This window comes from Paramesorhizobium salinisoli (assembly GCF_003335045.1).
GTDB classification, from domain to species: Bacteria; Pseudomonadota; Alphaproteobacteria; order Rhizobiales; family Rhizobiaceae; genus Paramesorhizobium; species Paramesorhizobium salinisoli.
This window is the reverse complement of record NZ_QOZG01000006.1, coordinates 50,679-64,516: the sequence shown is the minus strand read 5'-3', so window position 1 is coordinate 64,516 and position 13,838 is coordinate 50,679. Positions and strand designations below refer to the sequence as shown.

Annotated in this window: 12 protein-coding genes and 2 pseudogenes; 9 read left to right on the top strand and 5 right to left on the bottom strand. The window is 61.3% G+C overall.

Going from position 1 to position 13,838, the window contains the following annotated elements:
* Positions 1-15: 15 nt before the first annotated feature.
* The gene (locus DUT91_RS15015) at positions 16-1,512 is read right to left on the bottom strand and encodes a sugar ABC transporter ATP-binding protein (RefSeq protein WP_114441345.1); all 1,497 of its coding nucleotides are present in this window, start codon (positions 1,510-1,512) and stop codon (positions 16-18) included.
* A 166-nt stretch (positions 1,513-1,678) separates the two neighbouring features.
* Here DUT91_RS15015 and DUT91_RS15010 point away from each other — a divergent pair, with 166 nt between their 5' ends.
* The 6 genes and pseudogenes from DUT91_RS15010 to DUT91_RS14985 all read left to right on the top strand — a co-directional run bounded on the left by DUT91_RS15010 (position 1,679) and on the right by DUT91_RS14985 (position 6,223).
* The gene (locus DUT91_RS15010; protein WP_114441344.1) at positions 1,679-2,626 is read left to right on the top strand and encodes a 2-hydroxyacid dehydrogenase; all 948 of its coding nucleotides are present in this window, start codon (positions 1,679-1,681) and stop codon (positions 2,624-2,626) included.
* Positions 2,627-2,636: 10 nt separating this feature from the next.
* Positions 2,637-3,668 carry an L-idonate 5-dehydrogenase gene (locus DUT91_RS15005; protein WP_114441343.1) on the top strand — a complete coding sequence of 344 codons (1,032 nt, stop codon included), beginning with the start codon at positions 2,637-2,639 and terminating at the stop codon, positions 3,666-3,668.
* A gap of 66 nt (positions 3,669-3,734) precedes the next feature.
* Positions 3,735-4,490, top strand: coding sequence for an SDR family oxidoreductase (locus DUT91_RS15000; RefSeq protein ID WP_114441342.1), 756 nt, complete (start codon positions 3,735-3,737; stop codon positions 4,488-4,490).
* 1 nt (position 4,491) lies between these two features.
* Positions 4,492-5,010, top strand: a complete 519-nt coding sequence (locus tag DUT91_RS14995; RefSeq protein ID WP_114441341.1) for a gluconokinase — start codon at positions 4,492-4,494, stop codon at positions 5,008-5,010.
* Positions 4,995-5,894 (top strand): annotated as a pseudogene (locus DUT91_RS14990) (NAD(P)-dependent oxidoreductase); the annotation flags it as partial. The gene DUT91_RS14995 and the pseudogene DUT91_RS14990, both read left to right, overlap by 16 nt.
* Positions 5,891-6,223, top strand: a complete 333-nt coding sequence (locus tag DUT91_RS14985) for a hypothetical protein (protein ID WP_114441337.1) — start codon at positions 5,891-5,893, stop codon at positions 6,221-6,223. The pseudogene DUT91_RS14990 and the gene DUT91_RS14985, both read left to right, overlap by 4 nt.
* 142 nt (positions 6,224-6,365) lie before the next feature.
* Here the strand turns inward: DUT91_RS14985 and DUT91_RS14980 are convergent, their stop codons facing one another.
* From DUT91_RS14980 to DUT91_RS14970, 3 genes are read right to left on the bottom strand one after another with little or no spacing between them, the layout of a single operon-like run.
* Positions 6,366-7,352 carry a TRAP transporter substrate-binding protein gene (locus DUT91_RS14980; protein ID WP_114441336.1) on the bottom strand — a complete coding sequence of 329 codons (987 nt, stop codon included), beginning with the start codon at positions 7,350-7,352 and terminating at the stop codon, positions 6,366-6,368.
* Between the two features lie 15 nt (positions 7,353-7,367).
* Positions 7,368-8,648, bottom strand: a complete 1,281-nt coding sequence (locus DUT91_RS14975) for a TRAP transporter large permease subunit (protein ID WP_114441334.1) — start codon at positions 8,646-8,648, stop codon at positions 7,368-7,370.
* Positions 8,645-9,133, bottom strand: coding sequence for a TRAP transporter small permease (locus DUT91_RS14970; RefSeq protein WP_114441332.1), 489 nt, complete (start codon positions 9,131-9,133; stop codon positions 8,645-8,647). Before DUT91_RS14970 ends, DUT91_RS14975 begins: the two co-directional genes overlap by 4 nt.
* 181 nt (positions 9,134-9,314) lie before the next feature.
* On the opposite strand from DUT91_RS14970, the gene DUT91_RS14965 reads away from it, so the two are divergent.
* A complete protein-coding gene (locus DUT91_RS14965; RefSeq protein ID WP_281032619.1) occupies positions 9,315-9,875 on the top strand; it encodes a LysR substrate-binding domain-containing protein in 561 nt (186 codons plus the stop codon).
* A gap of 564 nt (positions 9,876-10,439) precedes the next feature.
* Here the strand turns inward: DUT91_RS14965 and DUT91_RS14960 are convergent.
* On the bottom strand, positions 10,440-10,643 hold the full coding sequence (locus tag DUT91_RS14960; RefSeq protein WP_114441330.1) for a helix-turn-helix transcriptional regulator: 204 nt from the start codon (positions 10,641-10,643) through the stop codon (positions 10,440-10,442).
* A gap of 608 nt (positions 10,644-11,251) precedes the next feature.
* Between DUT91_RS14960 and DUT91_RS14950 the strand changes: the two are divergent.
* Together DUT91_RS14950 and DUT91_RS14945 are read left to right on the top strand one after the other, a co-directional pair.
* Positions 11,252-12,846: pseudogene (locus tag DUT91_RS14950) on the top strand (ABC transporter substrate-binding protein).
* A gap of 6 nt (positions 12,847-12,852) precedes the next feature.
* Positions 12,853-13,830 carry an ABC transporter permease gene (locus DUT91_RS14945; RefSeq protein WP_114441325.1) on the top strand — a complete coding sequence of 326 codons (978 nt, stop codon included), beginning with the start codon at positions 12,853-12,855 and terminating at the stop codon, positions 13,828-13,830.
* Positions 13,831-13,838 lie beyond the last annotated feature (8 nt).

Genomic DNA, 13,838 nt, shown 5'->3' with positions numbered 1-13,838 from the left:
GTCTTTCTCCCGGGATCAGGCCGCTTCGGAAGCGGAGGCCGCCGAAATGACAGCGGATGTGGTGAGATCGGCGCCGGAAAGCTCGCGGACGATGCGTCCGCGCGAAAACACCAGCGCCCGATGGCAGATATGGGCGATCTCCTCGAAGTCCGTGGAGATCACGAGAACTGCAAGCCCCTCCTCCACCGCCTCGGCGATGAGGCGGTAGATGTCAGCCTTGGCGCCTACGTCGACGCCCGCGGTCGGATCTTCGGCAATCAGCAGCTTGCGGCCGGTCGCGATCCAGCGCCCGACCACCACCTTCTGCTGGTTGCCGCCGGACAGCGCCTCGATGGCGAGCGACTGGTCGTTGGGGCGCAGGCCCACCTTCTCGCCGAGGGCGAAAGCCTTTTCGGCCTCCTCCGCCGGCGAGAGGAAGGCGAAGAGCCCGCGGCCGGAGGCGCCGGGATTGAGGAAGGTGTTTTCCCGCAAGGAAAGCGACATGGCGACGGATTCCTCCGTGCGGTCGCGGGCGATGAGGCCGATACCTGAGGCGATCGCCGTTTCGGGACTGGCGAGGTCCGGGCGCGCGCCGCGGATCGTCACGTCTCCCGTCGCGGGCTCCGCCCCGAAAAGGGCGCGGCCGATTAGCTCCTGCCCCGCGCCGCGCAGGCCGACCAGACCGAGAAGCTCCCCCTGCTTCAGTTCGAAAGAGACGGGGCCGGTGGCGCGGCAGGCGAGATCGCGCACCGACACCAGCGTCTCGCCAGGCACCGAATGCGCCTTGGCGAAGAGCTGGCTCGCCTTGTCACCGATGATCATGCGGATGAGCTCATTCGGATTGGTGTCCTTCACCGCCGTTTCGCCAACGAGATGGCCATCGCGCAGCACGGCGACCCGGTCGGCGACGCGGAAGATCTCATCGAGGCGGTGCGAGACGTAGATCATCGCCACGCCCCGCTCCTTTAGCGGGCGGATGGCATCGAACAGGCGCTCCACCTCGTCTGCCGGAAGGCTGGCGGTGGGCTCGTCGAGAACCAGCACGTCCGCCTCCACGGCGAGCGCGCGGGCGATGGCGACCAGCGACTTTTCCGTGCGCGTCAGACTCTGCACGCGGGTCGAAGGATCGAAATCGCAGCCTACCAGTTTCAGCGCCTCGGTGGTGCGCCGCGCCGTCGCGGCCCAGTCGATCAGGTTGAGGCGCATGGAAAAGCCCTGCGCCAGGCCCACATTCTCCGCCACCGTCATCCATTCGATGAGGCCGAGATCCTGATGGATGAAGGCGACCGGCTGGCGCTCGTTCGGCTTTGGCGGACGATGATGGTAGGGTTCGCCACGAAAGAGGATGTCGCCGCCATCCGGCCGGTAGATGCCGGCGAGCGTCTTGATGAGGGTCGACTTGCCTGCGCCGTTCTCGCCGAGCAGCGCGAGGATCTCGCCGCGCTTCAAGTCGAGGGAGACGCCCGTCAACGCCTTCGTGCCACCGAACTCCTTCGCGACCGCACGAAATTCCAGAAGTTTTTCCGTGATCACCGCTCCTCCCAAAGCCTGCGATCTCAACCTATGGTATCGTTAACATAACTGTCAAGTCCCTCCTCAAGGCTACCGTTCGCCACCTGCACGTTTTTAAAAATGGCACTGGACAATTCGGCACCAAAAGCTATGTTATCGATAACAAATTTACAGCACAGGATACATCGTGAGCAAGATCGAGATACTGCAGGTCGGCCCTTACCCTTTGTGGGACGAGGAGCGGCTGAACGCCAATTTCACGATACACCGCTATTTCGAGACGGCGGACAAGGCGGCATTCCTGGCGGAGCATGGCGCCAACATCCGCGGGATCGCAACGCGCGGCGAGCTTGGCGCGAACCAGACGCTGATCGAGGCACTGCCGAAGCTGGAAGTCATCTCCGTCTATGGCGTCGGCTTCGACGCGGTGGACCTTGGCGCGGCCCGCGACCGCGGCATCCGCGTCACCAACACGCCTGATGTGCTGACCAAGGACGTCGCTGACCTCGGTGTGACGATGATGCTGGCGCAGGCGCGCGGCGTCATTGGCGGGGAGAGTTGGGTGAAGAGCGGCGACTGGGCGAAGAAGGGTCTTTACCCGCTGAAGAGCCGCGTGCACGGCAAGCGCGCCGGCATTCTCGGTCTTGGGCGCATCGGCTATGAGGTGGCAAAGCGCCTTGCCGGCTTCGACATGGACATCGCCTATAGCGATATGGGGCCGAAGGATTTTGCCGGGGACTGGGCCTTCGTCGCCGACCCTGCCGAACTTGCCGAACGCTCGGACTTCCTCTTCGTCACACTCGCTGCCTCCGCCGAGACGCGTCACATCGTCGGCCGTAAGGTCATTGAGGCGCTGGGGCCGGAAGGCATGCTGATCAACATCTCGCGCGCCTCCAACATCGACGAGGCGGCGCTTCTCGATGCGCTCGAAAGCAAGGCGCTCGGTTCCGCCGCGCTCGATGTCTTCGAGGGCGAGCCGAACCTCAACCCCCGCTTCCTCGCGCTCGAGAACGTGCTGTTGCAGCCGCATATGGCCTCCGGCACGGTGGAGACCCGCAAGGCTATGGGCCAGCTCGTCTTCGACAACCTGTCAGCCCATTTCGAAGGCCGCCCACTGCCCACCCCGGTTCTGTGAGGACAACCCGATGAAAGCCATCGTCATTCATGCGGCGAAAGACCTGCGCGTCGAGCACTGCACCGTCGAGACTCCCGGGCCCGGCGAGGTGGAGATTCGTCTCGCCACGGGCGGTATCTGCGGATCGGACCTGCACTATTATAATCACGGCGGCTTCGGCACGGTGCGCCTGAAGCAGCCGATGATCCTCGGCCATGAGGTTTCTGGCCATGTCGCGGCGCTCGGCGAGGGCGTGTCCGATCTCGCAGTCGGCGATCTCGTCGCCGTATCGCCTTCGCGTCCCTGCGGCTCTTGCGAGTATTGCCACAAGGGCCTGCCCAACCATTGCTTCAACATGCGCTTCTACGGCTCGGCCATGCCCTTCCCGCATATCCAGGGTGCCTTCCGCGAGCGGCTCGTTGCCAAGGCCAGCCAGTGCGTGAAGGCCAACGGCCTTTCGGCGGGCGAAGCGGCGATGGCCGAACCCCTGTCGGTGACGCTGCACGCCACGCGCCGGGCCGGCGAGATGCTGGGCAAGCGCGTGCTCGTCACCGGCTGCGGGCCGATCGGTACGCTATCTATCCTTTCGGCCCGCCGGGCGGGCGCGGCGGAAATCGTCGCGGCCGACATTTCGGAAAAGGCGCTCGGATTTGCTCACGCAATCGGCGCTGACCGCACGATCAACCTTTCGGAAGACCAGGACGGTCTCGCTTCGTTCAGCCACAACAAGGGATATTTCGACGTTCTATATGAATGCTCGGGCGCTCAACCTGCGCTCGTCGCCGGTATCCAGGCGTTACGCCCGCGCGGCGTGATCATCCAGCTCGGACTTGGCGGCGAGATGAGCCTGCCAATGATGGCGATCACCGCCAAGGAACTGGACCTGCGCGGCTCCTTCCGCTTCCATGAAGAATTTGCGGTGGCGGTAAAACTGATGCAGGGCGGTCTCATTGACGTCAAGCCGCTGATCACCCACACACTGCCGCTCGCCGATGCGCTCAACGCATTCGAGATCGCCTCCGACAAGGGGCAATCGATGAAGACCCAGATTGCGTTTGTCTAAAGCATTCGCACGACATGTGAAGCGGCTTTCTGTCCGCCATCGCTATAACCAAGAGACAAAGGGCACATGAGCATCCAACTCTTCGATCTTACGGGCAAGCGGGCCCTCATCACCGGCTCTTCGCAGGGCATCGGCTATGCCTTGGCAAAGGGTCTCGCCGAGGCAGGCGCCGAGATCATTCTCAACGGACGCGACGTGGTCAAGCTGAAAGCGGCTGCAGAAAGCCTCGGCGCAAAAAACACACTCGCCTTCGATGCCACTGACCATGCGACCGTGCGCAACGCGATCGACACCTTCGAGGCCGAGCTCGGCGCCATCGACATCCTCGTCAACAATGCCGGCATGCAGCACCGCGCGCCGCTCGAGGACTTTGCCGCCGATGCCTTCGAGCGCATTTTGAAGACAAACATCTCCTCCGTTTTCAACGTCGGGCAAGCAGCCGCCCGCCACATGATCAAGCGCGGTGCAGGAAAGATCATCAACATCGCCAGCGTCCAAACTGCTCTCGCCCGCCCCGGCATCGCGCCCTATACCGCGACAAAGGGTGCCGTCGCCAATCTCACCAAGGGCATGGCCACCGACTGGGCCAAATACGGCCTACAATGCAACGCCCTTGCGCCCGGCTACTTCGACACACCGCTCAATGCGGCGCTCGTTTCCGATACAGCCTTTTCCGCCTGGCTAGAGAAGCGCACACCGGCCGGCCGCTGGGGCAAGGTGGAGGAACTGGTTGGTGCCTGCATCTTTCTCTCCTCCAACGCTTCCTCCTTTGTGAACGGACATGTGCTCTATGTCGACGGCGGCATCACGGCCTCGCTCTGAGATGGCCGCCAACCCCATTCCAAGCCGCATCGTCCTGATGGGCGTCGCCGGCTGCGGCAAGTCCGCCGTCGGCGCGGCGCTCGCCGCCCGCCTCGGTGCGACCTATCTCGACGGCGATTACCTCCACCCACCGGAAAACATCGCCAAGATGAGCCGCGGCGAGCCGCTCACCGACGAGGACCGCTGGCCCTGGCTGACGCTGGTCGGGCAAAGGCTCACGGAGCCTGACGACATCCTCATCCTCGGCTGCTCGGCCCTCAAACGTCGCTACCGCGATCAGATCCGCGATAAAGCCGGCGCACCCGTCACCTTTGTCCACCTTTCCGGCACGAAGCACCTGATCACCGCCCGTATGTCCGCCCGGGCCGGCCACTTCATGCCGCCGAGCCTCATCGACAGTCAGTTCGCCGTCCTCGAACCGCCGGCAGCAGACGAAAAGGCCATCACCGTCGACATAGACAAGCCGCTGGAGGCGCTCGTCGCCGCCATCGCGACCAAACTGGAGGAGACCCGAACATGAGCAACAGGGTAGCGCTGATCGGCGCGGGCGCCATGGGCGGCGCCATCGGCACGCGGCTTGCCGAGACCGGCAATCGCCTCACCGTTTTCGATCCCGACGCTGCCAAGCGGCAGGCGCTGGTCGACAAGGGCGCTTTCGCCGCAACGACGGCGGCTGAAGCCGCCGCCGCGAGCGACTATGTGATCCTCAGCCTCAATGCGCCCGCCATCGTGCGCCGTGCCGTCTTCGGCGAGGCGGGTGTGGCGGCTGGCGCAAAGCCGGGCACGCTGATCATCGACATGTCATCCATCGATCCCGAGGCGACGAAGGAGCTGGCGACGGATGCCGCGGCGAAAGGCCTGCGCTGGGTGGACAGCCCGCTTTCCGGCGGCGCCCCGAAGGCGCTGATCGGCCAGCTCACGCTGATGGCCGGCGGCGAGGCGCAGGACGTGGAGGACGCCCACACGGTGCTCCGCCATATCGCGAGCAATTACACCCATATGGGTCCGGTCGGCGCTGGCCAGACGACCAAGCTGATCAATCAGGTGCTCTGCGGCCTCGGCTTCCTTGCCGTCGCGGAGGCAACCCAGCTTGCCCTCGATGCCGGCGTGGACGCCGCAAAGATTCCGCAGGCGCTGAAGGGCGGGCGCGCCGACAGCGCGATCCTGCAGGAGTACATGCCGCGCTTCGTTGCGAAGGATTATCGCCGCACGGGGCGCATCGACAACATGGTGAAGGACCTTTCCGGCGCGCAGGACCTCGCCCGCCGCACCAACACCGCCATGCCGCTGACGGCTGTCTGCGCCGAGATCCACCGCATGCTGACGGCCGCCGGCCTCGGCGGCGAGGACCAGGCGGCGCTGATGGAATTTTTCCGGGGACCGAACAAGGAGAATTTTGAATGATCACCCGTTTCGCACTGTTCGAAGGCAAGGTGAAGGACGGCCAGACGGACGCCTTCCGAAAGGCCGTCATCGACCGCATCCTGCCGAAGTGGCGGCAATTCCCGCACGCAACCGACGTGCGCATCTCCTTTGCGGAAGCCCGCGACGAGGGCGCGCCGGAACTGCCGATGATCCTCGCCATCAACTATCCGAGCCTCGAAGCCGTGGAAGAGGCGCTGGCAAGCCCGGTGCGGGCAGAAGCGCGCGCCGCGACCGAAGCGGTCCTTGCCGAATTTTTTGAAGGCCGCATCCACCATCACGTGACGCTCGCCAACGAATGCAGGCTCTGAGTAGCCGCTAAGGCCGGCCTTCTAACGCGGTATCCTTCCAGATGCCGCGTTTTTCTTTGGCGCACGGACAGCCCGCCTATAAACATAAGGCAGAGGAGCTTTCGCCCCTCCGCCTCTGAAATTCCCGACCGGTTTCGGCCGATTACTGGCTCTTGCCGAGTTCGACGATCTTGTTGACCAGTTCGTCGCCATTGGCCTGGATGAAACCGTCCCAGACGGGGCGGACCTTTTCTTGGAAGGCAGCGGCGTCCACGTCGCGGTTCACCGCCATGCCGTCCTTCTCCAGCGAGGCGATCATTTCCTCTTCCTTCGAGACGTTCAGGTCACGCTGCTTGGCGATCGCCTCCTTGGCTACCTCCGTGACGATCTTCTGCTCCTCCGCGCTGAGGCCCTTGAACTTCTGGTCGTTGATGACGAGCGCCAGCGGTGAATAGGCGTGCTGGGTCAGAGACAAATATTTCTGCACCTCGTTGAACTTGAACGAGACGACAATGCCAACCGGATGGTCCTGTGCGTCAACGACGCCGGTTTCGAGCGCCGTATAGAGTTCGGCGACCGGAATCTGCTGCGGATTGGCGCCGAACAGCGCGAACATGTCATTGAGCGCGCGGGAGTTATTGACGCGCATCTGCAGGCCGGCAAGGTCTTCGGGCTTCTTGATTGGCCCCCTCTTATTGGTAATGTTGCGGTAGCCGTTTTCCGGATAGCCGAGAACCATCAAGCCATGCTGGGTGAACTCTGCGGAAATCCCCGCCCCGATCTCTCCATCGAGCACTTTGTAGGCGATGTCGCGCGTCGGGAAGATGAATGGCAGTTCGAACACGCCCGCCTGCGGCACGAGGCCAGTGAAGTTGTTGAGGCCCGACATGGCGATGTCGATGATGCCGGAGCGGGCGCCGTCGATCATCTGCGCATCGTTGCCGAGCTGGCCCGCCGGGAAGATCGAGACCTTGATCGAACCGTTTGAACGCGCCTCGACCTCCTCCTTGAAAAAGACCGACAGCGTCTGTTGTAGATCACTTTCCGGAGCGGCGTGTGCCAGCTTCAATTCGGCATCGGCCGAGGCCGGGATAGCGGCGCCTAGCATCAGAGCTGCCGATAGTCCAATTGTCTTGATGAATGCTTTCATAGGCGTTTCTCCCTGTTAGCCTGCAAAGAATTTCATGGGCACGATGATGAGATCGGGGAAGATCACGAATAGGATGAGCAACAGCACGTAGACACTGATAAAGGGCAGCACCCCACGCACAGCGGTGCTCATCCTGGCCCGGCCGACCCCGCAAACGACATTGAGGACCGTTCCAACCGGCGGCGTGAGCAAGCCGATCGACGTATTGATGACGAACATCAGGCCGAAATAGACAGGGTCAATACCCGCCTGCTTGACGATCGGCATGAAAAGCGGAACGAGGATCAGGATCGTTGGACTGAGGTCCATCACCATGCCTACCAAGAGGACGATGAGCATGATGACCGCCATCAGCATGCGAGGATGATCCACGAGCGGCCCGAGGATCTGGGCCAGTTGCTGGGGAAGCTGCGCGACGGTGATCAGCCAGGCGGCGACCATCGCGGCTCCAACGAGGAACATGACCATAGCCGTCGCGCGCGCCGCGCGGACAAGAATTTCGTAGAAGCGCTTCACATCCATTTCGCGGTAAATGAGCGTGGAGATGACGATCGCGTAGACGGCAGCGACGACCGCTGCTTCGGTGGGCGTAAAGATGCCGAAACGGATGCCGCCTATGATGATCAGTGGCAGGAGCAGCGCCCAGGTTCCGTCCTTCAGCGCGGCGAGGCGCTCGGCGCCTGTGGCCTTCGGATTGGTCTCAACGGTTTCCTTGCGCATGATCAGCGACCAGACGATCATGAGAGCCGCGCCCATCATCAGTCCTGGCGCGATGCCCCCGAGAAAGAGCTTGGCGATCGAGATATTGCCGGCCACACCGATGATAATCAGCGGCAGCGATGGCGGAATGACCGGTGCAATGATGCCGCCCGCCGCGAGAAGGCCGATCGACGGGCCTTCCGGATAACCCGACTTGCGCATCATCGGATAGAGGATCGACACCAGCGCGGCGGCATCCGCGACGGCCGAACCGGAAAGCCCTGCCAGCAGGACCGAGGTGATGATGGCCACATAGCCGAGCCCACCCTTGCGGTGACCGACCAGCGAGGAGGCAAGCCTTACGATCCGCTTTGAAAGGCCGCCATGGGCCATGACCTCGCCAGCGACGAGGAAAAACGGCACGGCGAGCAAGGGAAAGCTGTCGACACCGTTGATCAGCGATTGCGTCAGGATATCCGCGCTGAAAAGACCAAGATGCAACATGAGCGCCATGGCGGACAGCAGCAGGGCAAAGGCCACGGGCAGACCAAGGAGGATGCTGACGATCAGCACCCCGAGGAAAAGGGCAAGCGTCACTGGTGATTCTCCACCTGCGGCTGCACGTAACTGGGATTTCCGAACAGGCGAACGATGGCGACGACGGCCATCAGCAACCCAGAAACCACACCGGAGAGATAGACGAGGCCGGTCGGCAGCCCGGTGAGCGGCGAAATATTATGCCAGTTGGCGATGGTCTGGCGCAGGGCTCCCCAGAATAGCATGGAAACGGACACCAAAACGACGAGCCAAGCCAGTCGGCGCAACAGCGGAACCGCCCGCGGGAAGAAGGCTTCCGAAAATTCGGTGACGGCAAGATGCTCACCGCGGCGCAGGACAACGGCCGCGCCCAGCATGACGACCCACACGAAGCCGAGTCGCGACAATTCGACGGAGACACGCAGCCCCGACGAGAAACCGTAGCGCATCACGACATTGGCAAAGACCAGAACGATCATCGCGCCCAGCAGGGCCGCCATCGCGATGTCGACCCACTTCCAAAGAAACGACGCAAGCCGCCTCATAGCCCCTCCGGTTCTGCAATATCTCCATGGCTGCGTTGCACAGCGTGCACCAAAGCCCCTCCACTTCCGAAGTGTTATCGATAACAGAATCACCTGTCAACCCATACCGGGCATACAGTCGGATGCCTCAAGTGTGGCTTAGCGTGACGCGCATAGTCGTCGCCCGCGTTCTAACTCCAAAATTCCGGGCGTTCGCCCATCAGTACCCGACGTCACGTTGGAGATAGCGGCGGAGAACGGTTTCGTCGAAATTGTAAAACAGGGGTTTGATGCTGGCATACGATTAGGAGAAAGCTTCGACCTCGACATGATCGCCCCGCGCGTGACCCCCGACCTGCAAACGGCGGTCGTTGCTTCACCGGAATACCTTTCGCGTTTCCTACCGCCCAAGACGCCCCGCGATCTGTATCGGCATCGCTGCATCGGTTGGCGTCAGACTGGAAGCGGCGCTCTTTATCGCTGGGAGTTCCAGAAAGACGGGCGGGCGGTCAATGATGCCGTGAAGGGACCGCTCGTGCTTGACGATCCGGATCTGATGGTCGGAGCAGCCCTTGAAGGCGTTGGTCTTGCCTATGCCACCGAGCAGTATATCGGTGACCATCTGGCTTCGGGACGGTTGATCCGCGTGCTGGAGGACTGGTGTCCCTCCTACCCGGGCTTCTTTCTTTATTATCCCGGTCGCCGGCAAGCGCCTGCGGCGTTGCGGGCGCTGATCGAGATGCTACGGGTTTCGTCAGCGTGAGCCCGCTTGGATATACTTCGTGGTCGTCCTGCCGCGACCAGACTTCCACCCGGTCGAGGATTGCCATCACTAGCCTACACTTCGCGGAAAACTGAACACCGGCGCGCGCCGGGCAAGACTGTCCGGCCGTTCGCTCAGCACCTTGGAAGAATCGCCGACAGCAAGGCACCTGCAGCAAAGCGACGCCAGTTTCGGGTCAAGCACAATCAGATCACACAGATGTATTGCCGCAGCGAGATAGTGCCGTTCTGATCACCTATGGTTGCGGCACGATGCTCGCGCCTGGGACGGTGATCTTCACAAGCGGTCAGGTAGATGCTGACACGAAGGTCAGCGTAGCCAGCGGTCCTCTCCATATACGCGTCCACATACGAGAGAAATTCCACGAACGGTGGGCTTTATCGTGCTGACTCTTTGAGTGCTCAATCGACGCGTCGCGTTTCGCATTTTCCTTGTGGCCAGCGGCTTGGGGGAGGAAAACATCAGAGGGATTTTTCCGATAGCCTGTTTGAGCTGCTCCTCGTTATGAGCGGCGACGCGCGTGGGTGCGGAATCCCCTGCGCCCTACCCTACGTCCGGTTTTTTGAAACGAATGCCGACACCGCCACCATCCTCTGGGATGAATTCTATTCCGGCGTTCCGGAAAGCCGTGATGATACTCGCGAGATTGTTGCTGATGGGAAGATGAGCTCCACGTTCAAAATCAGCGATGGTCTGTCGAGATACGTTTGCTGCCTTTGCAAGCTCTGCTTGGCTCCAGCCCAACATAGCTCGTGCCCCACGGCATTGCTCCGTTGTAAGAAGATTATTGTTCAAGGCAAACTTTCTGATTGACTTCTATCATTTTGTAGGAAACATTGCAGCTCTGCGATCAGGCAGGTGCTGGAACACCTACCCGATCTGACCACAACCAAGCTGTCAGGAGCTCGGATCATGGCTGATTCCGACAATAGCAGAACTTTGCCTCCGGTCACCCGGGATGGTGCAAATCCGTTCCGTCTTCATCGATTTGCTGAACATCAACGCCGACTTATCCATGAGCAAAACGAACTTCCGTGCTCAGCGGCGCCCCAGACTGGGAGCGAACGGCACTATAGTTGACGAGTATATCGGCGCGCATCGGCATCTCACCTAACGATCGGTTCCAGAGTTCGTGAGTTCAATATCGAGCACAACCAGGAGCCAGGTTGTGACGAGCGCACTCTATCAACCGATTTAGGGACGGTCGACTCCTGCCAGAGTGCCAAGTTGCTCCTGTTCCACACGGCGTTTTGCTTCTCGCCATTTTCAAATTTCGCCGGTGCAACGCGCACGGTCAAAACACTTTCAACCCGGCAATGCCAGCCGCGGCAAGAATGCATAGAGGGAACTTCAAGATGAAACAAGAAAAGAGGCTTCGCCCACTTCTCCTTTCAGCGCTGCTGATATTGCTTGCATTCTGCGGAGCTTTATCGGGGCAGGCCCAGGCGCGGGAGGACCTGCGCGTGGCAACATCCTACAAGTTGATGACGCTTGATCCACACTACGCGAACCTCAACGAAAACACCTCGCTGCTTTCCCATATCTACGAACGGCTTGTCTACCAGGATGAACAGCTACACCTGCAGCCCGGCCTCGCGACATCCTGGGAGGCGCTCTCGGACAGGCAATGGCGATTCAAGCTGCGGGAAAACGTCAGTTTCCAAGACGGTTCCCCCTTCACCGCTGACGACGTCATCTACACAATCGAGCGCATCCGGGATGTCCTGAAACCACCAAGCGGCGGCTTCCAGTCCTATGTGAGCGGGATCAAATCGGTGTCCGCCCCGGACCCCATGACCGTCATCGTTGAAACGATGGGCAGCGCTCCGACACTGCCGCTCGCGTTTTCCTCGATTTTCATCATGCCAAAACCGCCGGTAGGTTTCCGGACAACGGAAGAGCTCAACGCCGGCATGCATCGGTAGGGACCGGTCCCTACAAATTCGCAAGCTGGAGTTCCGGCGAAACGCTGACACTTGCCAGAAACAGCGACTACTGGGGAGAAAAACCCGCCTGGCCGACGGTGACCTTTCGCGTGATCGAGAGCCCCGCGGCACGGGTAGCGGCATTGACCACAGGAGAAGTCGACGTCGCGGATACCATCCCGGCACGCGACGTGAGCGCTTTGCAGCAGCGTGGCGCCAGGATCGAGAGCGTGGGGGCGGCACGTGTCAACTTTCTACAATTCGACATGGCGAGCGAAACGCTTCCCGGCGTGACAGGCAAGTCTGGCGAACCGATTGCCAATCCCTTCAAGAACCCGATGGTCCGAAAAGCCCTTACCATGGCAACGGATCGCGGAATTCTGACCGACAAGATCCTGTCGGGCTATGGCACGGCTGCTTCACAACTTTTCCCGGCCGGCTTGCCAGGTACATCCGCGAACCTTGTCGCCAAGCCGCCGAAATTCGATGAGGCGAAGGCGCTTCTCTCCAAGGCTGGTTATCCGGATGGCTTCAATCTGGTTCTCGCCGGGCCTGCCGGTCGTTATCCCGGCGACGGCGAAACCTTGCAGGCGGTTGCGCAAAGCTGGGCCCGTATCGGGGTGAAGGTCCAACCGACAGCCGCCCCGTTTTCGGTGTTCAATACCAAGCGGGCGACGGGCGAATATGCGGTCTGGTATGGCGGCTGCTCGGGCGAGGCCGTGGACATTATGCTCAACGCCCTCCTGGCATCGCCAGATCCCGAGCGTGGCACCGGCGCCCTGAACTATGGAAACTACAGGAACGAGGCTTTCGATGAGATGCTTGCGAAAGCCGAGAGCATCCAGGAGGGGCCGGAGCGGAACAAGGCGCTTGCCGACGCGACAGATTTCGTCATGGCCGACCAGCCGATCATTCCCCTCTACCACTTCCATCACATTGTCGGCTACGGCAACCGAGTTGCCTCCTATGTCATGCACCCCCGCGGCTGGACGACCGCGATGCAGACACTTCCGGCGACGGAGTAACTGACCATGGCCTTGGTAACCATAGCAATGGGGAGGCTGTCACAAACCTTCCTTCTCCTTCTCGTCATGTCGCTGATCGGTTTTATCGGCGTTCACAGCGTCGGCAATCCGGTCTTCAACATCGTCAACATCGAAACCGCGACCGCCGAGGATATCCGGCGCGCAACGATCGCTCTGGGGCTGGATCAACCCGTCTGGCGTCAATACCTTCTTTTCATCGGCAATGTCGTCACGGGGAATTTCGGAACCTCATACATCTACCACCTCCCGGCATTTGGCCTGGTGATGAGCAAGCTGCCCGCGACGCTCGAATTGGCATGTATCGCGATGCTCGTCGCCGCGCCGTCCGGAATCGCACTGGGACTGCTTGCCGGCAGGCGGAACAGGACATTCCTCGATCGCACCATCCTGAAAGCGAGCGTGTTCGCGCTCAGCGTTCCGTCATTCTGGCTGAGCATGATGCTGATCCTGTTCGGCGCGATCCTGACGGGCTGGTTTCCGTCCGGCGGCAGAGGCTCGACAGCCAGCATGCTGGGGCAGGAGTGGAGCTTCCTGACCTGGAACGGCTTGTGGCATTTGATCCTTCCTGCGCTCGCCCTGGCAATACCGAACATCGCTCTCATCGCGCGCTTGGCAAGATCGGGCACGATCGAAGTCGAACAGCTGGATTTCACGCGCTTTTGTCGCGCGAAGGGGCTTTCCCCACACAGGATCCTGTTCCGCCATACGCTCCCGAACATCAGCGTCCCGATCGTGACGATCATCGGCCTGCAATTCGGCGGCATGCTCGCTTTTGCAGTGGTCGTGGAATCGATTTTCGCCTGGCCAGGCGTAGGCAAACTGCTGATCGACTCCATCCAGCTCCTCGATCGACCCGTGGTGATGGCTACATTGACCTTCATCTCGGTCGCTTTCGTCGCACTCAACGCCCTGGTCGACCTCTTTTACGCCGTGCTCGATCCGCGTGTGCGTCTTTCCGCATGAAGGTGACA